Source organism: Streptomyces sp. NPDC086989, from assembly GCF_044745505.1.
GTDB lineage: Bacteria > Actinomycetota > Actinomycetes > Streptomycetales > Streptomycetaceae > Streptomyces.
In genome coordinates this window covers 1-22,096 of record NZ_JBIVAL010000007.1, presented here as the reverse complement: position 1 = coordinate 22,096, position 22,096 = coordinate 1, and the positions used below count along the sequence as shown (strand labels likewise).

Sequence of the window (22,096 nt, the reverse complement as noted above, 5' to 3'; positions counted from 1 at the left end):
GCGGCAGCGCGCTAGCGCTTGCGGCGCTCCTCCGTGCCGCCCGTGAGGCCGGCGCGGCGCAGGGCGTCCGCCATGGCGCTGTTGGCCGGGGCCGGGGCGCCGCTGCCGCCCTGACGCTGGCCGGCGCCCTGCCGCTGGCCGCCACCCTGACCGCGGCCCTGGGCGCCGCCCTGGCTCCGGCCCTGACCGCCCTGACCGCTCTGGCCGCCGCCGCGCTGCTGCGGGGGACGGCCGCCGCCGCGCCGTTCCTCGCGCTGGCGGGGAGCTCCGGCCGAGCGGTCGGCCTCGTCCTCCAGCCGCAGCGTCAGCGAGATCCGCTTGCGCGGGATGTCCACGTCCAGCACCTTCACGCGGACGATGTCGCCCGGCTTGACGACGTCCCGCGGGTCCTTGACGAAGTTCTTGGACAGCGCCGAGACGTGGGCGAGCCCGTCCTGGTGGACGCCGATGTCGATGAAGGCGCCGAACGCGGCCACGTTCGTGACGACGCCCTCCAGGATCATCCCCGGCGCCAGGTCGCCGATCTTCTCGACGCCTTCCTTGAAGGTGGCCGTCTTGAAGGCGGGCCGCGGGTCGCGGCCCGGCTTCTCCAGCTCGCGCAGGATGTCCGTGACGGTCGGCAGGCCGAAGGCCTCCGTGACGAACTGCTCCGGCCGCAGCGAGCGCAGCACGGCGGTGTTGCCGATCAGCGCCGCCACGTCGCTCCCGGCCGTCTTGGCCATGCCCCGGACCAGCGGGTACGACTCGGGGTGCACGCTGGAGAAGTCCAGCGGGTCGTCCCCGCCGCGGATCCGCAGGAAGCCCGCGCACTGCTCGTAGGCCTTCGGGCCGAGCCGGGCCACGTCCTTGAGCGCCTTGCGGCTGCGGAAGGGGCCGTTGTTGTCGCGGTGGGCCACGATGTTCTCGGCGAGCCCGCCGCTGATGCCCGAGACCCGCGAGAGCAGCGGGGCGGAGGCGGTGTTGACGTCGACACCGACACCGTTCACACAGTCCTCGACCACCGCGTCGAGCGAGCGCGAGAGCTTCACCTCGGAGAGGTCGTGCTGGTACTGGCCGACGCCGATGGACTTGGGGTCGATCTTGACGAGCTCGGCGAGCGGGTCCTGCAGACGGCGGGCGATGGAGACGGCGCCGCGCAGCGACACGTCCATGTCCGGGAGTTCCTGCGAGGCGAACGCGGAGGCCGAGTACACGGAGGCACCGGCCTCGGACACCATCACCTTGGTGAGCTTCAGTTCGGGGTGGCGGGAGATGAGGTCCCCGGCGAGCTTGTCGGTCTCGCGCGAGGCCGTGCCGTTGCCGATGGCGATCAGCTCGACCGCGTGCTCCCCGGCGAGGCGGGCCAGCTTGGCGAGGGACTCGTCCCACTTGTTGGCGGGCACGTGCGGGTAGATCACGTCAGTCGCCACGACCTTGCCGGTGGCGTCGACGACGGCCACCTTCACACCGGTGCGGAAGCCCGGGTCGAGGCCGAGGGTGGCGCGGGTGCCGGCGGGCGCCGCGAGCAGCAGGTCGCGCAGGTTGGACGCGAAGACCCGGACGGCCTCGTCCTCGGCCGCCTGGCGCAGCCGCATCCGCAGGTCGATGCCGAGGTGCACCTGGATCTTCGTACGCCAGGCCCAGCGGACGGTGTCGGCCAGCCACTTGTCGCCGGGGCGGCCGCGGTCGTTCACCCCGAAGCGGCGGGCGATCATGCCCTCGTACGTGGAGGGGCCGGGCTCCTCGCGGGGCTCCTCGGGCTCCAGGGTGAGGTCGAGGACGTCCTCCTTCTCTCCGCGCAGCATGGCGAGGACGCGGTGCGAGGGCAGCGCGGTGAACGGCTCGGCGAAGTCGAAGTAGTCGGCGAACTTGGCGCCCGCCTCCTCCTTGCCCTCGCGGACCTTCGCGGCGAGCCGTCCGCGGCCCCACATGCGCTCGCGCAGCTCGCCGATCAGGTCGGCGTCCTCGCCGAACCGCTCGGTGAGGATGGCGCGGGCGCCCTCCAGGGCCGCTGCCGGGTCGGCGACGCCCTTGCCGGCGTCGACGAACGCGGCCGCGGCGACGGCCGGTTCCACCGAAGGATCGGCGAGCAGGCCGTCGGCGAGCGGCTCCAGGCCGGCCTCGCGGGCGATCTGCGCCTTGGTGCGCCGCTTGGGCTTGAACGGGAGGTAGATGTCCTCCAGCCGGGCCTTGGTGTCGGCCGCGTTGATCCGGGCCTCCAGCTCGGCGTCGAGCTTGCCCTGCTCCCGTACGGAGTCCAGGATCGCCGCGCGCCGGTCCTCCAGCTCGCGCAGATACCGCAGCCGCTCCTCGAGGGTGCGCAGCTGGGCGTCGTCGAGCATCTCGGTCGCTTCCTTGCGGTAGCGCGCGATGAACGGCACGGTGGAGCCGCCGTCGAGCAGCTCGACGGCGGCCTTGACCTGCCGCTCCCGTACGCCGAGCTCCTCGGCGATCCTGCCTTCGATGGACATCGTCACGATCGGGTCCCGCCTGCCTTCGTTTGCACTGGAAGGCTGCCAATTGTGGCAGGTGGCGGTGACGGCGGACGGGAGCCCCGCGCCCGGGACGGCGCCCGGGCTCCCGCCCGGGGCCGCGCCCGGCTCGCTCAGGCCTTGCCGAAGGCGTCGGCGGGGAAGGCGCCGGCGGCGATGGCCTTCATGACGAATCCGCCGCCGAGCTCGGCGAGGCGGGCCAGGCCGTCGGTTCCGAGGTGCTCGTACGGGGCCGCGTCCAGGCGGTCGGTGTCGGCTTCGAGGCGCTCGCGTACGGCCGCGCCCTCCTCGGTGAGCTCGCCCTCGGCGGTGAGGATCCCGCGCTCGCGCAGCCGGCCGGCGGCGGCGTCGAGGTCGGACTGCTCCCAGCCGCGGATCGCCTTGATCCACTTGGGGGTCATGCCGCGGCCGGTGGCGGTGTGGCTGACCAGGGCCTCCAGCGGGTCCAGCCCGGCGAGCAGCAGGGCGGCGAGGTGGCCGTCGCCGCGGTGTTCGCGGAGCAGGGTGGTGGCATGCCACAGGCGCAGGTGCGGCTCCTCGGGTACGGGGAGGTCGGCGTGGGCCGCGTACAGGGTCCGGGCGTGCCGGGTGCAGCCCTCCGTGGCGCGCAGGGCGAGGTCGGCGGCCTCGGCGAGCTCGGGGGACTCGATGGTCTCCGCGCCGAGCAGCCGGCGCAGGGTGCTGTCGGCGGCGCGCAGCCGGGCGTCCAGGGCCTGCTGGGGGGTGATGGTGGCCCATACGGCGGGCAGGTGACGGGCGACGAAGTCGTGGCGGTAGTTGTAGAAGGTGGCGGTGACCGTACCGGCACCGACGGCGCCCATGGCGGCCGACCGCGAGGCGAGGTTCACGGCGGGCCGCTCGGTGACCCCGAGGGCGGCGAACTCCTTGCCGAGGTCGGGCGAGAAGTAGATGGTCGCGTGCAGCGGGTTGATCGCTGCATGCCAACAGTTACGGGCGGCGCGCGAAGGGTTCGTCATGCCGGCCAGATTACCGACCGCTCAGTATGCCGGGTAGTCCGGGGTGGGCACGGGGAGGGGCGCATGGGACGGGGAACCGCGGACGGGGGACCGGGGGTCGCGCGCGGAGCCGTGAAGGTAGCGTGAGGGCGGCGACGGCCGCCTGGGCGGTGCGCGGTCGCCCCGCATATGATCAAGCAATGCCAACGGGGAGGCGTGAATATGTCATCTGATATCGGCATGCGGTTGAACCACGTACCGACGGAGCCGAGCGGACCGACCGGTCCCACCGCACCGATGGGGCCGTACGCCCCGGGCAAGGGGCCCGCGGACTTCGCCTCGACGCCGGCCGAGAAGAAGGCCGCGGCGGGCACGATCGAGACCGAGCTCGAACCGAACACGAAGAAGGCCACGGAGCACGCGGACACCGAGACCAGCGCCGCCCAGAAGGGCTTCGACGGCTGGGAGACGGCCGCCGGCCTGAAGAAGGTGGCGGACACCTGGGACCAGCAGGTCAAGACCCTGATGGGCCGCCTGTCGTCGGAGAAGACCGCCCTGCGCGGCGCGACCGGCCTCTTCACGGGCAACGACACCGGCATCCGCAGCCAGTTCGTGAACCAGTCGAAGCTGAACGGCCTCTGAGCCACACCCGCACGGACGGGGGCGGGGCTCGGTTCTGGCCGTTCTTCCGGGGGACACGGGGCGGGAAACGGCGGTGCGCGGGGGCGGATGCGGCACTTCGGGGCGGCCGCCGGCCCGCGCGACCGCCGGGCTGTGACGGCCGAATGGCGATCGTGTGACAGCAGGGGCCATGGACATGACGTGGGAGACCGGGCGTGAATACGGTCGGACCAAGCCGTTGAACAGAGCTGTCTCCCCTACCCCTTGGAGCTCTTCGTGCACCGCAAAGTCATCGCCCCGAGCGTGCTCGCCGCTTCCCTCCTGCTGGTGATCCCGGCGTCGGCGGCGAGTTCGGTCCAAGGCGCCCCGGGTATCGGTGATCCCTATTACCCCACCAGCGGCAACACCGGATACGACGTCTCCCACTACGACCTGCGCCTGCAGTACCAGCCGGCGACGGACCTCCTGGAGGGCACCGCCACCCTCCTCGCCACCGCGAAGCAGGACCTCTCCCGCTTCAACCTGGACTTCGGCCTGAAGGTCAGCGAGATCCGGGTCAACGGCGCCAAGGCGAAGTTCGCCACCTCCGGGGCCCACGAGCTGGAGGTGACCCCCGCCCAGGTGCTCCAGAAGGACAAGCCGGCGACCGTCGTCGTCAAGTACGCCGGAAAGCCTTCGGAGTTCAAGATCGACGGGTGGTCGGCCTGGCAGCGGACCCCGGACGGCGGTGTCGCAGCGCAGGAGCCCGACTCGGCCGTCTGGTGGTTCCCGAGCAACGACCACCCGCTCGACAAGGCCACCTTCGACATCTCGGTCAACGTCCCCGACGGCACGCAGGCCATCAGCAACGGCGTGCTCCAGTCGCAGAGTTCCCGGCTCGGCTGGACCCGGTACAACTGGCGCTCCAACAAGCCGCAGGCCACGTACCTGGCCACCCTCGCCATCGGCAAGTTCGACGTGACCACCGACAAGACGGCGAGCGGGCTGCCGATCCTCAACGCGTACAGCAGGGACCTCGGCGACAACGCGGGCGCGGCCCGGGCGAGCGTGGAGCGGACCGGCGAGGTCGCCGAGTGGCTGGAGGGGGTCTTCGGGCCGTACCCCTTCAACGCCCTCGGCGGATACGTGCCCAACGTGCCCTCCGGCTTCGCGCTGGAGACCCAGACCCGGCCCTTCTACAGCCCGAGGCAGTTCGCGAACGGCGCGAACGTCCAGGTGGTCGTGCACGAGCTGGCCCACCAGTGGTACGGCGACAGCGTGTCCGTCGACGGCTGGAAAGACATCTGGATCAACGAGGGCTTCGCCCGCTACAGCCAGTGGCTGTGGTCGGAGAAGGAGGGCGAGGGCACCGCCCAGGAGCTCGCCGCCTGGGCGTACGGGCTGCGACCGGCGGACGACCCGTTCTGGCAGGTGAAGCCGGGCGACCCGGGTCCGGACAACCAGTTCCACGGGGCCGTCTACGACCGTGGCGCGATCGCCCTGCAGGCACTGCGCAACGAGATAGGCGACGAGAAGTTCTTCAAGATCCTCAAGGGCTGGCCGGCCGAGCGGGCCTACGGCAACGCCAAGGTCGGGGACTTCGTCCGGTACGCGGAGAAGGTGTCGGACAAGCCGCTGGCCCAGCTGTTCGAGACCTGGCTGTACACGCCGGGCAAGCCGGCGTTCGCACCGCCGGCCGCCGCCGCGTCCCCGGCCGCCCGGTCCCTCACGGCCCCTGCCGCGAAGCCCGTGGAGCCGAAGTCCTGGAAGAAGATCGCGGCGACGGACTCGGTCCACGAGCACTGAGCCGACGGGCACCGCGCACGGTGCCCTGCGCGCCGGCGCCCCTCAGCGGGCGCCGGCGCGCCACCGGGCCCGTGCCGCCCGCGCGATGGGCAGGTACCGCACCCGCTCCGGCAGCAGCGGTACAAGGAGCCGCACGGCCGTGCTGAGCCGCCGGAGCCGGCGTTCCTGGGCCGGGCTCCACTCCAGCCCGATGGCGGCGCGGGCGTCGGGCGGCATGTACCCGACGGTGACGAAGGCCCGGAAGCGCAGGAACGCCGCGCGGAGCAGCGGCCAGGTGAGCCGCAGGAGCAGCCGTACCGGCAGGGAGCCGCCCTCGGGCCGGGGCAGCGGCACGTCGGTGGCGACCAGTTCGCGGGCGACCTTGGTGGGTTCGATCTCCTCGGCCAGCATCCGGCGGTAGTAGACCCAGTACTCCTCGATGCTCTGCGGCATGTCCCGGTCGTGGAGGCCGAGGATCCGGCCCACCTGGAGCCACTCCCGGTACAGCTGCCGCTCCTGGGCGGGGGTGAAGCGGCGCAGCAGGTACCGCCCGGCGTACAGGTAGACCGGGAAGCCGGTGGCGTGCACCCAGGAGTAGCAGGCGGGGTCGAGGGAGTGGTAGCGCCGTCCCCGGGTGTCGACGCCCTGGATCTCCTTGTGCAGGCGGCGCACCCGACGGCCCTCCTCGGCGGCTTCCTCTCCGCCGTACACCCACAGCTGGACGGAGCGCAGCGAGCGTTCGCCGCGCCCCCAGGGGTCGGTGCGGAAGACGGAGTGCTCGTCGACGCCGGCGCCGATCGCGGGATGGGCGACCTGCATCGTGAAGGCGGCGGGCAGCATCAGCAGGGCCCGGATGTCACCGGAGATGGTCCAGAGCACCCCGCCGGGCGCCGGCGGCTCCGGATCGGGACGGCGCGCGGCCGTCGGTCCGGGTGCGGGAAGCCCTGTTTCGCTCATGGTTCCAGTATGCGAGTGCTGAAGGTTCGGGTCGCGGCCGCCAGACGTCCGCTCCCGGACAGAAAGTCTTGTCACGGGTGTTACCCAGAGGTAACCGCGGCTGCTTGGATGACGGAGTCGATCTCCCCCCGCGCAATGATGGAGACCTCATGCTGCCCACCAAGCTCACCCCCGGCCGCCGCGCCGCCGCCACGGCCGTTGCGGCGATCGCCGTCGGCGCACTGGCCGCCACCGGTGCGCCGGCCGCCTCGGCCGCCTCGGCCGCGGAGAGCACCACGGCCCCGCGGCTCAGCGTCCTCACGTACAACACGTTCCTGATGAGCAAGAACCTCTACCCCAACTGGGGTCAGGACCACCGGGCTTCGGAGATTCCCAAGGCGTCCTTCTTCCAGGGCCACGACGTGGTCGTGCTCCAGGAGGCCTTCGACAACGGCGCCTCGGACGCGCTGAAGTCGGGCGCCTCGGCGCAGTACCCGTACCAGACCCCGGTCGTCGGCCGCAGCAAGAGCGGCTGGGACGCCACGGGCGGCGCCTACTCCTCCACCACTCCGGAGGACGGTGGCGTCACGGTCCTGAGCAAGTGGCCGATCATCCGCAAGGAGCAGGTCGTCTACAAGGACGCCTGCGGCGCCGACTGGTGGTCCAACAAGGGCTTCGCCTATGTCGTGCTGAACGTGAACGGCACCCGGGTCCACGTGGTCGGCACGCACGCCCAGTCCACCGACCCGGGCTGCGGCGCCGGCGAGGCGGCCGACATGCGCGCCCGCCAGTTCAAGGCGATAGACGCCTTCCTGGACGGCAAGAACATCCCGGCGGACGAGCAGGTCATCGTCGCCGGCGACATGAACGTCGACTCCCGCTCCCCCGAGTTCGCGTCCATGCTCGCCAACGCCGACCTGGCGAACTCCGACTCGCGCACGGGTCACCCGTACTCCTTCGACACCGCCCTGAACTCCATCGCGAACTACCGCTACCCGACGGACCCGCGCGAGGACCTGGACTACGTGCTCTACCGCAAGGGCAACGCCCGCCCGGCGGGCTGGGAGAACAACGTGGTCAAGGAGCAGTCGGCGCCCTGGACGGTCTCCAGCTGGGGCACCTCGTACACGTACACCAACCTCAGCGACCACTACCCGCTGATCGGCCGCTAGAAGTCCGCCGCTGGTCGCCGGCCCGCCCCGCCCCACGACGGGCACCCGGGCCCCGTCGACACAACGCCCCCTCTCGGGTTTGCCGAGCGCAGGGACTCGGGTGTCGTTCCTGGCCCCGCCCGGTGGGCGCGCTCGCGCCCACCGGGCGGGGTCGGCCGGGCTAAGGGACCTCGGCCGGGTGTGGGTCCTCGTGCGGGTCCTCGTAGAGGGCGTCGATCAGGGGGGCGTACTTCTCCCGGATCACCCGGCGGCGCAGCTTCAGCGAGGGCGTGAGTTCCCCGGATTCGGGGCCCCACTCCTCGGTCAGCAGCCGGTACCGCTTGATCTGCTCGGTCCGGTTGAGCCGGGCGTTGGCCGCCTCGACGGCGTGGGCGACCTCCTCGCGGACGGCCGGGTGCGCCGCGAGTGCGGCAAAGGAGCCGGCCTCGATCCCGCGGGCCGCCGCCCACGCCGGGGCCAGTTCCGCGTCCAGCACCAGCAGGGCGACCAGGTAGGAGCGGCCGTCGCCGTGCACCAGGGCCTGGCCGATCAGCGGGTGTTCCTTGACGGTGTTCTCCACCAGGGCCGGCGAGACGTTCTTGCCGTTCGAGGTGATGATGAGTTCCTTCTTGCGGTCGGTCAGCCAGAGGAACCCGTCCTCGTCGAGCCGGCCGATGTCCCCGGTGGCGAACCAGCCCTCGGCGTCGTGTGCGCCCTCCACCGACCCGTCGGCCCGCAGGTAGCCGCCGAAGACGGTCGCACCGCGGGTGAGGATCTCCCCGTCCTCGGCGAGCCGCAGCTCCAGGCCCTCGATCGGGCGGCCGACCGAGCCCAGCCGGAAGTCGTCCGGGCTGTTGACCGTGCACACGCCCGAGGTCTCGGTCAGCCCCCAGGCGTCCATGATCGTGATCCCCCAGCCCGCCCAGAACCGGACCACGTCGATCGGCATCGGCGCGGTCGCGCTGGCCGTCCACACCAGCCGGTCGAGTCCGGCCAGGCCCAGCAGCGGGTCCAGCACCTGCTCCTTGGCCCGCGCGTACGAGGCCTCCAGCGCGGCCGGGATCCGTTCACCGCGCTCCCGGTGTCCGGCGCGGGCCCGCGCGAGGTCGTTCGCGGCCTCGATGGACTCCCGTTGTGCGTCCGGAAGCTGCGCGAGCACGGCCCGTACGGACGCGGCGAGCTTCTCCCAGACCCGGGGCACGCCGAAAAACTGCACCGGGTGCAGTTCACGGACGGCGGGTGCCACGGCCGTCGGGTCCGCGACCAGCCGGACGTGCGCCGCCCGCAGCAGCGGCAGGTACATGCCGAGGATCCGCTCGGCGATGTGCGCGAACGGGAGGTAGCAGATGTGCTCGGCGTGCTCGGGCAGCTCCGTGCGACGGTCGAGGCGGACGGCTTGGAGCACGATGTTGCGGTGGGTCAGCCGCACTCCCTTGGGGTCTCCGGTGGTGCCGGAGGTGTAGACGACGGTCAGCGGGTCCTCTGGGCGGGCCTCCTGCCAGGCCTTCTCGAAGGCGTCGGGGCGGTGCGTGCGGGCGCCGCTCGCGTACAGGGAGCCGTACGTGCGGTGCGTTCCCGCCTCGGCGGCCTCGGCCACGACCAGCCGCTGCAGCGGCACCTGCGCGTCAGCGAGCAGCGGTTCCCACCGCCCCAGCTCGCGGGCCCCTTCGAGGAGCGCGAACCGGGCCCGGCTGTGGCGGGCGATGTGGGCGATCTGCTCGGGCGCGGAGGTCCCGTACACGGTGACGGGGACGGCTCCGAGGTGGACGAGCGCGAGATCGCTCAGCCAGTGCTCGGGGCGGTTGCCCATCATGATCAGGACGTGTTCGCCGCGCTCGACGCCGAGGGCGGCGTATCCGGAGGCGAGGACGGCGACCCTGCGGCGGACCTCGCTCCAGGTGAGGGTGGTCCAGCCGGCGCCCTCGCGCCACGAGAGGGCGGGGAGATCGCCGTAGTCGGCGGCGTTGCGTGCCAGCAGGGTGGGCAGGGTGAGCTCTTCGGGTCGTCCGGGCAGTCGCAGTTTCATGGTCATGGGCAGCTCCTGGCCGTTTCACATCGTTGGTGCGACAGCAATACTGTTGAACCCAAGCTGTGGAGCAGAGAGCGAGGCGCGGACGATGGCCGACCAGGCACCAGAGCCGATGCTCACCGTCGACGAGCTGGCGGCCAGGGCTGGCGTCACCGTGCGCACCGTACGGTTCTACAGCACGCGCGGCCTTTTGCCCCCTCCCGTGATCGGCCCCCGTCGGGTGGGCCACTACGGGCCGGAGCACCTGTCGCGGCTCGCGCTGATCGAGGAGTTGCAGCACCAGGGCATGACGCTGTCGGCCATCGAGCGCTACCTCGACACCCTGCCCGACGATCTGAACGCGCACGATCTGGCCATCCACCGTGCCCTGGTGTCCAGTTGGGCGCCCGATTCGGCGCGGGAGGTCTCCCGGGCCGAGCTGGAAAAGCGGGCGGGGCGGCCCCTGTCGGACACGGACGTGCAGCGGCTGACGGCGATGAACGTGCTGGCCGCGGCCGGTGAGGGCTCGGAGGGCTTCCGGGTGGACGTGGGGCTGCTGCGGCTGGGGGTCGCGCTCCTCGACGTGCCGATCGCACAGGAGACGATCCTCGCCGCGCGCTCGGTGCTGAGGGAGCACACCAGATCCGCGGCGCACGAGCTGACGGCGCTCTTCCGGGACGAGGTGTGGGGTCCGTTCACCGAGGGTGAGAGCGATCCGGAGCGGGTGGAGTCGATGAAGGCGCTGTCCGCGCACATGCAGCCGATGGTGGTGCAGGCGCTGGTCACCGCCTTCCAGCGGTCCCTCAGGGAGGAACTGCGGGCAGCGTTCACCTCGGAGTCCCCGGAGTCCGCCGACTCCGTCGACGCCGCCGGCTCGGCCGGCTCGGACTCAGCCGCCCCAGCCGGCTCCGGGTGAACACCGCCCGCGCCGTGCTCAGTCGGCGTACGTCTCGCCGCGTTCGGCCTTCTCGACGAGCGAGGCCGGCGGGGTGAAGCGCTCGCCGTACTTCTCGGCCAGCTCGCGGGAGCGGGCGACGAAGCCGGGCAGACCGCCCTCGTAGCCGTTGATGTACTGGATCACGCCGCCGGTCCAGGCCGGGAATCCGATCCCCATGATGGAGCCGATGTTGGCGTCGGCGATCGAGGTCAGCACGCCCTCGTCGAGGCAGCGGACGGTGTCCAGGGCCTCGGAGAACAGCATCCGCTCCTTCATGTCCTCGAAGGGGATCTGCGCGTCCGGCTTGGCGAAGTGCTCGCGCAGGCCCGGCCAGATGCCGGCGCGCTTGCCGGCCTCGTCGTACGCGTAGAACCCGGCCCCGCCGCTGCGGCCGGGGCGGCCGAACTCGTCGACCATCCGGTCGATGACGGTGTCCGCGGGGTGCGCCGTCCACGTGCGGCCCTCGGCCTCGAAGGCCTTGCGGGTCTCGTTGCGGATCTTGCGCGGGAGGGTGAGGGTGAGCTCGTCCATCAGGGAGAGCACCTTGGCCGGGTAGCCGGCCTGGGCGGCGGCCTGCTCGATGGACGCGGGCTCGATGCCCTCGCCGACCATCGCCACGCCCTCGTTGATGAACTGGCCGATGACGCGCGAGGTGAAGAACCCGCGCGAGTCGTTGACCACGATCGGGGTCTTGTTGATCTGCCGTACGAGGTCGAAGGCGCGGGCGATGGCCTCGTCGCCGGTGCGCTCGCCCTTGATGATCTCCACGAGCGGCATCTTGTCGACGGGCGAGAAGAAGTGCAGCCCGATGAAGTCCCCGGGGCGCGAAACGCCTTCCGCGAGGCCGGTGATGGGCAGCGTGGAGGTGTTGGAGCACAGCAGCGCGTCGGGGGCGATGACGTCCTGGATCTCCTGGAAGACCTTGTGCTTGAGGGAGGTGTCCTCGAAGACGGCCTCGATGACGGCGTCGCAGCCGGCCAGGTCGGCGGTCTCGGCGGTCGGCGTGATCCGGGCGAGGAGTTCGGCGCGCTGGGCCTCGGTCGTACGGCCGCGGGCGAAGGCCTTGTCGAGCAGTCCCTCGGAGTACGCCTTGCCCTTGGCCGCGGCCTCGGGGGTGACGTCCTTGAGCACCACCTCGATGCCCGCGCGGGCGCAGGAGTACGCGATGCCGGCGCCCATCATGCCGGCGCCGAGGACGGCGACCTTGCGGACCGTGCGGGGCTCGATCCCCTGCGGGCGGCTGCGGCCGGCGTTGACGGCCTGGAGGTCGAAGAAGAACGCCTGGATCATGTTCTTGGCGGTCTGCCCGGTGACCAGCTCGGTGAAGTAGCGGGCCTCGATGGTCAGCGCGGTCTCGAAGTCCACCTGGGCGCCCTCGACGGCGCAGGCCAGGATGTTGCGCGGCGCCGGGTACGGGGCGCCGTTGAGCTGCTTCTTCAGGTTGGCGGGGAACGCCGGGAGGTTGGCGGCGAAGCGCGGGTTGGACGGCGTACCGCCCGGGATCTTGTAGCCGGGAACGTCCCAGGGCTGCTTGGACTCGGGGTTCGCGTCGATGAAGGCGCGGGCCTTGGCGAGCATCTCCTCGGGGGTGGCGGCCAGTTCGTGCACGAGGCCGTTGTCCAGGGCGCGCTGCGGGTTGTACTGCGTGCCCTGGAGCAGCACCTTCAGGAGCGCGTCGGCGATGCCCATCAGGCGCACGGTACGGGTGACGCCGCCGCCGGCCGGGAGCAGGCCGAGGGTGACCTCGGGCAGGCCGATCTTGGAGCCGGGGGCGTCGAGGGCGACGCGGTGGTGGGAGGCGAGGCAGATCTCGTACCCGCCACCGAGGGCCGCGCCGTTGATGGCGGCGACGACGGGCTTGCCGAGGGTCTCGATGCGGCGCAGCGACCGCTTGATCTCGGTGCCGGTGTCGAAGGCGACCTGTGCGTGCTCGGGGCGCAGCCCGATCATGTCCTTGAGGTCGCCTCCCGCGAAGAAGGTCTTCTTGGCGGAGGTGTAGATGACGCCGCGGATGGAGTCCTTCTCGGCCTCGGCGCGGTCGGCGATCGCCGCGATGGAGTCCTTGAAGGCCTGGTTCATCGTGTTGGCGGACTGGTTGGGGTCGTCGAGGACCAGGGTGACGACGCCGGTCTCGTCCTGTTCCCAGCGGATCGTGGTGGACTCGCTCATGTTCGCTACTTCCGTGTCAGGGGTGGGATCAGGGATCAGGACGGATCAGACGCGCTCGACGATGGTGGCGACGCCCATGCCGCCGCCGACGCAGAGGGTGACGAGGCCGTAGCGCTTGTCCTGGCGCTCCAGTTCGTCGATGACGGTGCCGAGCAGCATCGCGCCGGTGGCGCCGAGCGGGTGGCCGAGCGCGATCGCGCCGCCGTTGACGTTGACCTTGTCGAGGGAGACGCCCATGTCCTTGACGAAGCGCAGGACGACGCCGGCGAAGGCCTCGTTCATCTCGATCAGGTCGATGTCGTCGATGGTCAGGCCGGCCTTGGCGAGGGCCTTGCGGGTGGCCGGGGCGGGGCCGGTGAGCATGATGGTGGGTTCGGAGCCGGAGACGGCGGCCGACACGATGCGGGCCCGGGGAGCCAGGCCGTTGCGCTCTCCGGCCTCACGGGTGCCGATCGCGACGAGCGAGGCGCCGTCGACGATGCCGGAGGAGTTGCCGGCGTGGTGGACGTGGTCGATCTTCTCGATCCAGTGGTACTTCTGCAGGGCGACGGCGTCGAAGCCGCCGAGGTCGCCGATGTCCGCGAAGGACGGCTTGAGCCCCGCGAGGGTGTCGGCGGTGGTACCGGGGCGGACGAACTCCTCCTGGTCCAGGACGACCAGGCCGTTGCGGTCGGTGACCGGGACGACGGACTTCGCGAAGCGGCCGTCCTTGATGGCGGCGGCGGCACGCTCCTGGGAGAGGGCGGCGTACTCGTCCACGTCGCGGCGGGAGAAGCCCTCGATGGTCGCAATCAGGTCGGCGCCGATGCCCTGGGGGACGAAGCCGGTGTCCCAGTTGGTCATCGGGTCGTTGAACCAGGCGCCGCCGTCGGAGGCCATCGGGACGCGGGACATGGACTCCACGCCGCCCGCGAGGACCAGGTCCTCCCAGCCGGAGCGGACCTTGGCGGCGGCCAGGTTCACGGCCTCCAGACCCGAGGCACAGAAGCGGTTCTCCTGCACGCCGGCCACCGTGTCCGGGAGCCCGGCGGCGATGGCCGCGATGCGGGCGATGTCGGAGCCCTGGTCGCCGACCGGGCCGACGACGCCGAGGACGATGTCGTCGATGGTGGCGGGGTCCAGGCCGGGGTTGCGCTCGCGCAGCGCGTTGATGAGGCCGACGACCAGGTCGATCGGCTTGGTGCCGTGCAGGGCGCCATTGGCCTTGCCGCGGCCGCGCGGCGTGCGGATCGCGTCGTATACGTAAGCTTCGGTGCTCACTGGTCAAGCCTTTCGAGGGGGAGTTATCCGAGCAGGGAACGGCCGATGATCTCTTTCATGATCTCGGTCGTGCCGCCGTAGATGGTCTGGATGCGGCCGTCGGTGAAGGCCCGGGCGACCGGATATTCGCTCATGTAGCCGTACCCGCCGTGCAGTTGCAGGCAGCGGTCGGCGACCCGCTTCTGGAGTTCGGTCGCCCACCACTTGGCCATCGAGGCGTGGACGTGGTCCAGCTCGCCGTTGGAGTGGTCGACGATGCAGCGGTCCAGGAACGTGCGGGTGACGGCGCACTCGGTGGCCATCTCCGCTATCTCGAAGCGGACGTGCTGGAGCTTGGAGAGCGGCCGCCCGAAGGCCTCGCGCTCCTTCACGTACCGGGTGGTGATCTCCAGCAGGTGCTCGGCGGCGGCGATGCCGGCCATCGCGATGCCCATCCGCTCCTGCGCGAGGTTGGTCATCAGGTGCACGAAGGCGCCGTTCAGCTCGCCCAGCAGGTTCTCCTTGGGGACGCGCACGTCGTGGAAGAACAGCTCGGCGGTGTCCTGCGCCTTCTGGCCGATCTTGTCCAGGTTGCGGCCGCGTTCGAAGCCCTCCGTGCCCCGCTCGACCACCAGCAACGACAGGCCGTGCGCCCCGCCCTCCGGGGTGGTCTTCGCGACCACGATGACCAGGTCGGCGAGGATGCCGTTGGAGATGAAGGTCTTGGAGCCGTTGAGCACCCAGTGGTCGCCCCGGTCCTCCGCGCTGGTCCGGATCCCCTGGAGGTCGGAGCCCGCGCCCGGTTCGGTCATCGCGATCGCCGTGATGGTCTCGCCGGAGCAGAAGCCGGGCAGCCAGCGCCGCTTCTGCTCCTCGGTGGCGAGCGAGGTCAGGTACGGGCCGATGATGTCGTTGTGCAGGCCGATCGCGAGGCCCGCCGCACCGGCCCGGGTGAACTCCTCCGCGATCACGGCGGCGTACCGGAAGTCGGTGTTGCCGCCGCCCCCGTACTCCTCGGGGACGGCCAGGCCCAGCAGGCCCTGCCGTCCTGCGGCCCGCCAGGCCTCGCGGCTGACGATGCCGTCCTTCTCCCACTGCTCGTAGTACGGCAGCACCTCCTTGCTGAGGAAGGTGCGGACCGTTTCGCGGAACGCCTCGTGGTCGGCGTCGAAGATGCGGCGTTGCATCGGGGCCCCCTAGGCCGTTTCTTTGGGATTGCCGGGCTCGCGACCTAGAGCCAGCTCTTGACGGTTTCGATCAGCCGGGCCGGCTCGGCACCGACGGGTGTGACGTTGAGCATGGTGACGCCGGCCTCCCGGAAGGCCTCGACCCGCTCGCGCACGTAGCTCTCGGGCCCGCACAGCGTCATGAGCTCGCAGAACTCGTCCGGGACGGCCGCCGCGGCGTCGCGCTTGCGGCCGGAGAGGTAGAGCTCCTGGATCTTCCGGGCCTCCTCCTCGTACCCGTAGGCGACGGCGAGGTCGTTGTAGAAGTTCTTGCCGACGGCGCCCATGCCGCCGACGTACAGCGCGATCTGCGGGCGCGCCAGGTCCCGTACGGCGGCCGCGTCCTCGCCGATCGCGAGGAGTCCGCCCGCCACGGTCTGCAGCGGGCCGAGCTCCGGGGCGCGCAGGGCGGCGCCCTCGGCGAGGGCGCTCCCCCACACCGCGCGGGCCTTCTCCGGGATGAACAGGGTGGGCAGCCAGCCGTCGGCGATCTCGGCGGTCATCCGCACGTTGGCGGGACCGAGTGAGGCGATGTAGACGGGGACCTGGTCCCGGACCGGCCGGGTGAGGATCCTCAGTGGCTTGCCGTGCCGGCCGCCCCTCTCGGGCGGCAGCGGCATGTCGGTGATGCCGTGGTGGTCGATCGTCTCGCGGCGCCAGATCCGGCGGCACAGCTCGACGGTCTCGCGGGTCCGGCCGATCGGCTTGTCGTACGGCTTCCCGTGCCAGCCCTCGACGACCTGCGGGCCGGAGGCTCCGAGGCCCAGGAGCGCCCTGCCGCCGGAGACCGCGTCGAGTCCGGCCGCCGTCTGGGCGATGAGGGCGGGGGTGCGGGAGTAGACGTTGAGGATGGCCGAGCCGATCTTCATCCGCTCGGTGCGGGCCGCCAGATAGCCCATGATCGTCGGTGAGTCGAAGCCCCACGCCTCGGCGACCCACACGGCGTCGAGCCCGGCCGCCTCCAGCGCCGCCGCCTCGTCGGCGGCCCGGCGCGGGTCCCCCGCGTAGTCCAGCATCATGGACAGTTCCATCAGGCGTCCTTCGTGAGCAGGGCCGGTACGTCCCAGTCGGCCGCCACGGACTCGGTGTGCGCGCCCGGCCGGGCGGGCCCGGCGGTCACGCGGGCCGGGGTCGCGGAGAACCGCGGGGCGGGGGCCGGCTGGGTGATCCCGCCGAACTCGGTGAAGGTCCCGCGGGCGGCCAGGTGCGGGTGCAGCGGCGCCTCGCCGAGGGACAGTACGGGCGCCACGCAGGCGTCGGAGCCCTCGAAGACCGCCGTCCACTCCTGGCGCGTACGGGTCTTGAAGCGGGCGGCGACCGCCTCGCGGAGCTCGCCCCAGCGGGCCACGTCCTTGCGGGCCGGGGCCTGTTCCCCGATGCCGAGCAGCTCGACGAAGGTGTCGTAGAACTGCTGCTCCAGGGCGCCGACCGCCATGTACCCGCCGTCGGAGGTCTCGTACGTGCCGTAGAAGGGGCAGCCGCCGTCGAGGAGGTTGGCCCCGCGCCGGTCCTGCCAGCCGCCGGCCGCCATCATCCCGTGGATCATGGCGGTGAGGTGGGCGGTGCCGTCGACGATGGCCGCGTCCACGACCTGGCCCGCGCCGCCGGGGGTACGGGCGTGCCGGAGGGCCGCGAGGACGCCGATGACCAGGTACAGCGAGCCGCCCGCGTAGTCCCCGACCAGGTTCGCGGGGACGGCCGGCGGCTCGCCCGGGTTCCCGATCATGCCGAGGGCGCCGGTGACGGCGATGTAGGCGATGTCGTGCCCGGCGGTGTGCGCGAGCGGGCCGTCCTGGCCCCACCCGGTCATCCGGCCGTAGACCAGCCCGGGGTTCCGGGCGTGGCAGTCGGCGGGGCCCACGCCGAGCCGCTCGGCGACCCCGGGTCGCAGCCCCTCGATCAGCACGTCGGCCCGTTCGACCAGATCCAGCACACGGGCGGGGCCGCCGGGGGCCTTCAGGTCGACCAGGACGGACCGCTTGCCGCGGTTGGTGATGTCGTAGGCGGGGTCGACGGCGAGGGCGCCACCGCCGGGGCGGTCCACTCGTACGACGTCCGCGCCCAGGTCGGCGAGGAGCATGGCGGCGAACGGGCCCGGGCCGATGCCCGCCAGTTCGACGACGCGCACGCCCGCGAGCGGGCCGCCGCCGGGCACGTTCCCTGTCACTGCCATCGAACCCCCGGCATCCCCGGCGCCACCGCCGCCACTGTGTGACACAACCGATGTAACACCAGTGATGCTAGGAACGCGTTCCACTCAGCACAAGAGCAACCGCTTAGCCGGTTGACTCGTTTCGCGCGTCCAGCTCCTTCAGATGCCGTTTGAGGGCGACCGTGCGGTAGCTCTCCTCCACCCACTCGCACAGCACGTCGAGGGAGGGCGCCGCCTTCTCCCCCAGGGGTACGGAGACCCAGCCGGCCTTCCCCAGCCCGTACCCGGTCGGCTCCGCGCCGGGCGCGGTCATGGCGTGGCCGTGCAGCGCCTCGTCCTTGAGCTTGACGGAGATTCCCGGCGGCCCGGGGCCGTCGGCGTTGCCCAGGAACACGAAGATCTTCTTGTTCACCTTCACGACGCAGTCCTCGGGACCCCACGGGAACTCCTCCGCGGCCTCCGGCAGCCCTCGGGCAAACTCCCGCACCGCCTCCCACTTGCGCACCCCAGACCCCATGGACGCCTCCGCTCGACACAGGTCACACCCGCTCGCACCCGCTCGCACTCACTCGCACTCGCAGTCGGTCCTCACGCTAGCGCCGACCTCCGGCCGCAGCAGCCGGGCCGGGCCGGACCGGAGGCACTGTTCGTACGGCACACGCCGCGCGCTAGCCTCAGCCACCGACAGCAGCGGGGAGGAGCCGTGATGAACGAAGAGGTTCGGCAGGCCGACGGAGCCGCGGGACACGGACAGGAACGGGAACGGGAACCGGAACGGGAACGGGAACGGGAACCGGAACGGGTCGCGGGCCGGGACCCGGACGGTGCTGCGGCGGGCCGGCCCCATGACGTGGTGCTCTTCGGGGCGACCGGGTTCGTCGGCGCCCTCACCGCCGAGTACCTCGCCGCGCACGCCCCCGCCGACTGCCGGTGGGCCCTCGCCGGACGCGACTTCGCAAAGCTGGAGCGGCTGCGCGAACGGCTGGCCGGACTCCACCCCGGCTGCGCATCGCTGCCGCTGCTGCGCGTCGACGCCGGGGACGCGGCCGCCGTACGGGAACTGGCCGCCTCCACCCGGGTCCTGGCCACCACCGTCGGGCCGTACGTCCTGTACGGGGCGGAGCTCGTCGCCGCCTGCGCGGCGGCCGGCACGGACTACGTGGACCTCACCGGCGAGCCCGAGTTCGTGGACCGGACGTACGTCCGCCACGACGCCCGGGCCCGGGAGAGCGGCGCGCGGCTGGTGCACGCCTGCGGCTTCGACTCGATCCCGGCCGACCTCGGCGCGTACTTCACCGTGGGACAGCTGCCGGACGGCGTCCCGCTCCGGGTGGACGGGTTCATGCGGTCCAACGCCGCCTTCTCCGGCGGAACCCTCGCCTCGGCCCTGACGGCCATGGGCCGCGGAACGCAGACCCTGGCCGCCGCACACGAGCGCCGCCTCCACGAGCCCCGGCTGCCGCAGCGGCGCGTGCGCGGCCCCCTCGGCGCACCGCGGTACAGCCGGGAGACCCGCACGTGGGCCCTCCCGCTGCCGACCCTCGACCCCCGCATCGTCACCCGCTCGGCGGCGGCGCTGGAGCGGTACGGCCCGGACTTCCGCTACCGGCAGTACGCCTCGGTCAAGCACCTCCCGGTCGCCGTCGGCGGCGTGGCCGCGATCGGCGCGACGGTGGCCCTGGCCCAGCTCCCGGCGGCGCGGCGGTGGCTGATGAGCCGCTGGGAGCCGGGCAGCGGCCCGGACGCGGAGCGCCGGGCGCGCAGCTGGTTCACGGTCCGCTTCGTGGGCGAGGGCGGCGGCCGCCGCGTGTTCACCGAGGTCTCGGGCGGCGACCCGGGCTACGGCGAGACGGCCAAGATGCTGGCCGAATCGGCGCTGTGCCTCGCCTACGACGCCCTGCCGGAGCGTGCCGGGCAGCTCACCACCGCGGTGGCGATGGGCGACGCCCTGCTGGACCGGCTCCAGATGGCCGGCATCCGCTTCCGGGTCGCGGCGGTGCGGTAGGGGCGGGGGACCGTGGCCGCGCGGCCCGCGCCGGGGGCGGCGCGCGTCGAAGGGGGCGCGCGTCGGGGGGCGGCGCGCACCGGGGGCGCGCGTCGAAGGTGGCGTGCGTCGGGTGGTGGCGTGCGTCCGGTGTCAGGAGGCCTCGCGCAGGGCCCGCCTGCACAGCGAATCGGCGTGGCGCGTGGACTCGGGGATCCGGAATCGGGGGCTCAGCGCGAGGGCGTGGGCACAGGCGTTGTCGAGTGAGACCCGGTGGCCCACGGAGACGTACACCGGCTTGATCCCGTCCTGCGTGCGCAGCGCCCGGCCGACGACGGCGCCGTCGGCCGCGACCAGCGGCGCGGCGTCGCCACGCCGGGTCCCGGGCTCCTCGTACGTGAACGTGAACGGGTTCTTGGCCACCCCGATGCTGGGCAGCCCGGTGACCACGCCGAGGTGGCAGGCCAGACCGAAGCCGCGGGGGTGGGCAAGCCCGTAGCCGTCGCAGACGACCAGGTCGGGGACGGCGCTGAGCGCGTCCAACGCGGCCAGCACAGTGGGCAGTTCGCGGAAGGCGAGGAGCCCGGGCACGTAGGGGAAGCTGACGTGCCCGACGGAGGTCGCCTCCTCGACGACCTCCAGCGTGGCGGCGTCGAGGACGACGGCCGCGGCGGCGACCAGGTCACGCTCGTCGTCGTAGGCGACGTCCACGCCTGCGACCAGCCCGCGCCCGGGCGGCGGACCGGGCTCGTCCAGTACGACCTGTTGGCGGAGTTCGTCTTGTATCGCCCGGGCCTCGGCCTCGTCGGCGGGGGTCTTTGCGCTCGTCATGATGGTGCGAGAGTAGCCTGGCGATCATGTTCGTCATGGAGCTCACCTACACCGCGCCCATCGAAGCAGTCGAAGACGAGTTGGACGCCCACATCGCCTGGCTGGACGGCTACTACGCCTCCGGCGTCTTCCTCGCCTCGGGCCGCAAGGTCCCGCGCGAGGGCGGCATCATCCTGGCCGGGGGCGTCTCGCGCGCGGAGATCGAGAAGATCGCGTCGGAAGACCCGTTCATCCTGGCGGGCGTCTGCTCGTACCGCATCACGGAGTTCATCGCGACGAAGACCTCCTCGGACCTGGCGGCGGTACGGGAGAACCCGGCGGTTTAGGGGGCGTGGGCCGGCCGGGGTCTGGTGGGGCGGGTCGGGAGGCTGGGCGGCGGGGCTGCGCGCTCGGGGGGCGGAGAGCACGTCGGGATTCGGGGGGCGGGGTCCGGGCGGGGCGGTGTCGGGGTGGGTCCGGGGGCGTCCCGTCAGTCCACTGTCCTTCCGTGCCGTGCCGGCCCGTCAAGGGCGCTCCTCCTTCGTCGTCGCGTCGCTTCGCGATGTCGCTGCGCTCCACCCTTGACCGCCCGTCCCGTCCCGGAAAGACAACAGACTGCCGGGAAGCCCCCGAAGGATGGCCGGGGGGGCACGTGTCCAGGGGCGACCCCATCACAGATCCTGGACAGGGGTCCGCGTCCATCCGCAGCCGGCCCACCAGGACCGGCCAGCCAGCCAGTAGTGGCGCGCAGCCCGCACCAGGCAGCGTCCAGAAGCCCATCAGGGTCGGAGTGGGCCCACGAACGCCCCAGATCGCTACGCGCTTCTCCCGGCATAGCGTCCGCCGGCCGTCTGGGGTTGGACACAAGCCGCCCACGGCCGGTGAATGCGCGACGTGCTCAGGCGGGCTGCCAGAGTTCGATGCGATTGCCCTCGGGATCGGTGACCCAGCCGAATCGGCCGACGCCTTCCATGTCCTGGGTCTCTTCGCCCACGTCCGCGCCCTTGGCGCGCAATTGCGCGAGCATCGCGTCCAAGTCGCGGACACGGAAGTTGAGCATGGTCTGTTGGGTGCGGGACCCGAAGTAATCGGTCTCGGACTCGAACGTCGCGAACACCGTGGCCCCGGCCTCCTGGCGCCACAGACCGTGCTGGTCGGCGTCCAGCCCCAGGCAATCGCGATACCAAGCGTTCAAAGCTCCGGGGTCGGCCGCCCGCAGGAAGTACCCGCCGATTCCAAGCACACGTTCCATGGCGCCATCTAACCAGGACGGCGATGGGGCCCCTGTCCAACAGGGCAAAGCAGTCGTGTCCAGCCCACGACAGCCGTCTGACGCTGAGAAAGGAGGAGCGCGTAGCGATCTGACGCGTCCACGGGCCGGCATGGACTGGGACGGGCTTCTGGTCGCTGCCTGGTGCAGGTTGGTCCGGCCGAGGTCCGGAATGGGCTTCCGTGGGCCCGAATGGGAGCCGTACCCCTCCCTGCGCACCATCGTCGTCCGGCTGGCCGGTCCTGGTGGGCCGGCTGCGGAGGGACGGGGACTCCCGGCCCGGATCTGTGATGGGGCCGCCCCTGGGCATGAACCCCCCGGCCATCCTTCGGGGGCTTCCCGGCAGTCTGTTGTCTTTCCGGGACGGGACGGGCGGTCAAGGGTGGAGCGCAGCGACATCGC

18 protein-coding genes are annotated in these 22,096 nt (G+C 72.0%); 6 read left to right on the top strand and 12 right to left on the bottom strand.

Annotated elements, in window-relative coordinates:
* Positions 1 to 11 precede the first annotated feature (11 nt).
* Both ACIPK4_RS18175 and ACIPK4_RS18170 read right to left on the bottom strand, forming a co-directional pair.
* Positions 12 to 2,456: a Tex family protein gene (locus ACIPK4_RS18175; protein WP_402313724.1), complete on the bottom strand. Its 2,445-nt coding sequence runs from the start codon at positions 2,454 to 2,456 to the stop codon at positions 12 to 14.
* Positions 2,457 to 2,584: 128 nt separating this feature from the next.
* Positions 2,585 to 3,448 (bottom strand): hypothetical protein, encoded by an 864-nt coding sequence (locus tag ACIPK4_RS18170; RefSeq protein WP_402313722.1) that lies wholly within the window; start codon positions 3,446 to 3,448, stop codon positions 2,585 to 2,587.
* Between the two features lie 219 nt (positions 3,449 to 3,667).
* On the opposite strand from ACIPK4_RS18170, the gene ACIPK4_RS18165 reads away from it, so the two are divergent.
* Together ACIPK4_RS18165 and ACIPK4_RS18160 are read left to right on the top strand one after the other, a co-directional pair.
* Complete coding sequence (locus tag ACIPK4_RS18165) at positions 3,668 to 4,069, top strand: hypothetical protein (RefSeq protein WP_402313720.1); 402 nt, start codon at positions 3,668 to 3,670, stop codon at positions 4,067 to 4,069.
* Between the two features lie 255 nt (positions 4,070 to 4,324).
* Positions 4,325 to 5,833, top strand: a complete 1,509-nt coding sequence (locus ACIPK4_RS18160) for a M1 family metallopeptidase (protein ID WP_402313718.1) — start codon at positions 4,325 to 4,327, stop codon at positions 5,831 to 5,833.
* A 42-nt stretch (positions 5,834 to 5,875) separates the two neighbouring features.
* Here the strand turns inward: ACIPK4_RS18160 and ACIPK4_RS18155 are convergent, their stop codons facing one another.
* On the bottom strand, positions 5,876 to 6,769 hold the full coding sequence (locus ACIPK4_RS18155) for an oxygenase MpaB family protein (protein WP_402313716.1): 894 nt from the start codon (positions 6,767 to 6,769) through the stop codon (positions 5,876 to 5,878).
* Between the two features lie 149 nt (positions 6,770 to 6,918).
* On the opposite strand from ACIPK4_RS18155, the gene sph reads away from it, so the two are divergent.
* Positions 6,919 to 7,920: a sphingomyelin phosphodiesterase gene (gene sph / locus ACIPK4_RS18150; RefSeq protein ID WP_402313714.1), complete on the top strand. Its 1,002-nt coding sequence runs from the start codon at positions 6,919 to 6,921 to the stop codon at positions 7,918 to 7,920.
* A gap of 160 nt (positions 7,921 to 8,080) precedes the next feature.
* Here sph and ACIPK4_RS18145 read toward each other — a convergent pair whose 3' ends face one another.
* The gene (locus ACIPK4_RS18145; RefSeq protein ID WP_402313712.1) at positions 8,081 to 9,931 is read right to left on the bottom strand and encodes an AMP-dependent synthetase/ligase; all 1,851 of its coding nucleotides are present in this window, start codon (positions 9,929 to 9,931) and stop codon (positions 8,081 to 8,083) included.
* An 85-nt stretch (positions 9,932 to 10,016) separates the two neighbouring features.
* On the opposite strand from ACIPK4_RS18145, the gene ACIPK4_RS18140 reads away from it, so the two are divergent.
* Positions 10,017 to 10,823, top strand: a complete 807-nt coding sequence (locus ACIPK4_RS18140; RefSeq protein WP_402313710.1) for a MerR family transcriptional regulator — start codon at positions 10,017 to 10,019, stop codon at positions 10,821 to 10,823.
* Between the two features lie 18 nt (positions 10,824 to 10,841).
* On the opposite strand, the gene ACIPK4_RS18135 is transcribed toward ACIPK4_RS18140, so the two are convergent.
* From ACIPK4_RS18135 to ACIPK4_RS18110, 6 genes are all read right to left on the bottom strand, one after another.
* Positions 10,842 to 13,013, bottom strand: coding sequence for a 3-hydroxyacyl-CoA dehydrogenase NAD-binding domain-containing protein (locus tag ACIPK4_RS18135; protein ID WP_402313708.1), 2,172 nt, complete (start codon positions 13,011 to 13,013; stop codon positions 10,842 to 10,844).
* 45 nt (positions 13,014 to 13,058) lie between these two features.
* Positions 13,059 to 14,273 carry an acetyl-CoA C-acetyltransferase gene (locus tag ACIPK4_RS18130; protein ID WP_402313706.1) on the bottom strand — a complete coding sequence of 405 codons (1,215 nt, stop codon included), beginning with the start codon at positions 14,271 to 14,273 and terminating at the stop codon, positions 13,059 to 13,061.
* A 23-nt stretch (positions 14,274 to 14,296) separates the two neighbouring features.
* Complete coding sequence (locus tag ACIPK4_RS18125) at positions 14,297 to 15,439, bottom strand: acyl-CoA dehydrogenase family protein (RefSeq protein ID WP_402313704.1); 1,143 nt, start codon at positions 15,437 to 15,439, stop codon at positions 14,297 to 14,299.
* A 44-nt stretch (positions 15,440 to 15,483) separates the two neighbouring features.
* A complete protein-coding gene (locus ACIPK4_RS18120; RefSeq protein WP_402313702.1) occupies positions 15,484 to 16,509 on the bottom strand; it encodes an LLM class F420-dependent oxidoreductase in 1,026 nt (341 codons plus the stop codon).
* On the bottom strand, positions 16,509 to 17,651 hold the full coding sequence (locus ACIPK4_RS18115) for a CaiB/BaiF CoA transferase family protein (protein ID WP_402313700.1): 1,143 nt from the start codon (positions 17,649 to 17,651) through the stop codon (positions 16,509 to 16,511). Before ACIPK4_RS18115 ends, ACIPK4_RS18120 begins: the two co-directional genes overlap by 1 nt.
* Positions 17,652 to 17,754: 103 nt before the next feature.
* Positions 17,755 to 18,147, bottom strand: coding sequence for an MmcQ/YjbR family DNA-binding protein (locus ACIPK4_RS18110; RefSeq protein ID WP_402313698.1), 393 nt, complete (start codon positions 18,145 to 18,147; stop codon positions 17,755 to 17,757).
* Positions 18,148 to 18,336: 189 nt separating this feature from the next.
* Between ACIPK4_RS18110 and ACIPK4_RS18105 the strand changes: the two genes are divergently transcribed.
* Entirely contained in the window at positions 18,337 to 19,635 is a 1,299-nt protein-coding gene (locus ACIPK4_RS18105; RefSeq protein WP_402313697.1) for a saccharopine dehydrogenase family protein, read from the top strand.
* A gap of 132 nt (positions 19,636 to 19,767) precedes the next feature.
* Here the strand turns inward: ACIPK4_RS18105 and ACIPK4_RS18100 are convergent, their stop codons facing one another.
* A complete protein-coding gene (locus ACIPK4_RS18100) occupies positions 19,768 to 20,445 on the bottom strand; it encodes an endonuclease V (protein ID WP_402313695.1) in 678 nt (225 codons plus the stop codon).
* Positions 20,446 to 20,471: 26 nt separating this feature from the next.
* On the opposite strand from ACIPK4_RS18100, the gene ACIPK4_RS18095 reads away from it, so the two are divergent.
* Positions 20,472 to 20,771, top strand: a complete 300-nt coding sequence (locus ACIPK4_RS18095; RefSeq protein ID WP_376202738.1) for a YciI family protein — start codon at positions 20,472 to 20,474, stop codon at positions 20,769 to 20,771.
* 551 nt (positions 20,772 to 21,322) lie between these two features.
* On the opposite strand, the gene ACIPK4_RS18090 is transcribed toward ACIPK4_RS18095, so the two are convergent.
* On the bottom strand, positions 21,323 to 21,676 hold the full coding sequence (locus tag ACIPK4_RS18090; protein ID WP_402313693.1) for a VOC family protein: 354 nt from the start codon (positions 21,674 to 21,676) through the stop codon (positions 21,323 to 21,325).
* Between the last annotated feature and the right edge of the window lie 420 nt (positions 21,677 to 22,096).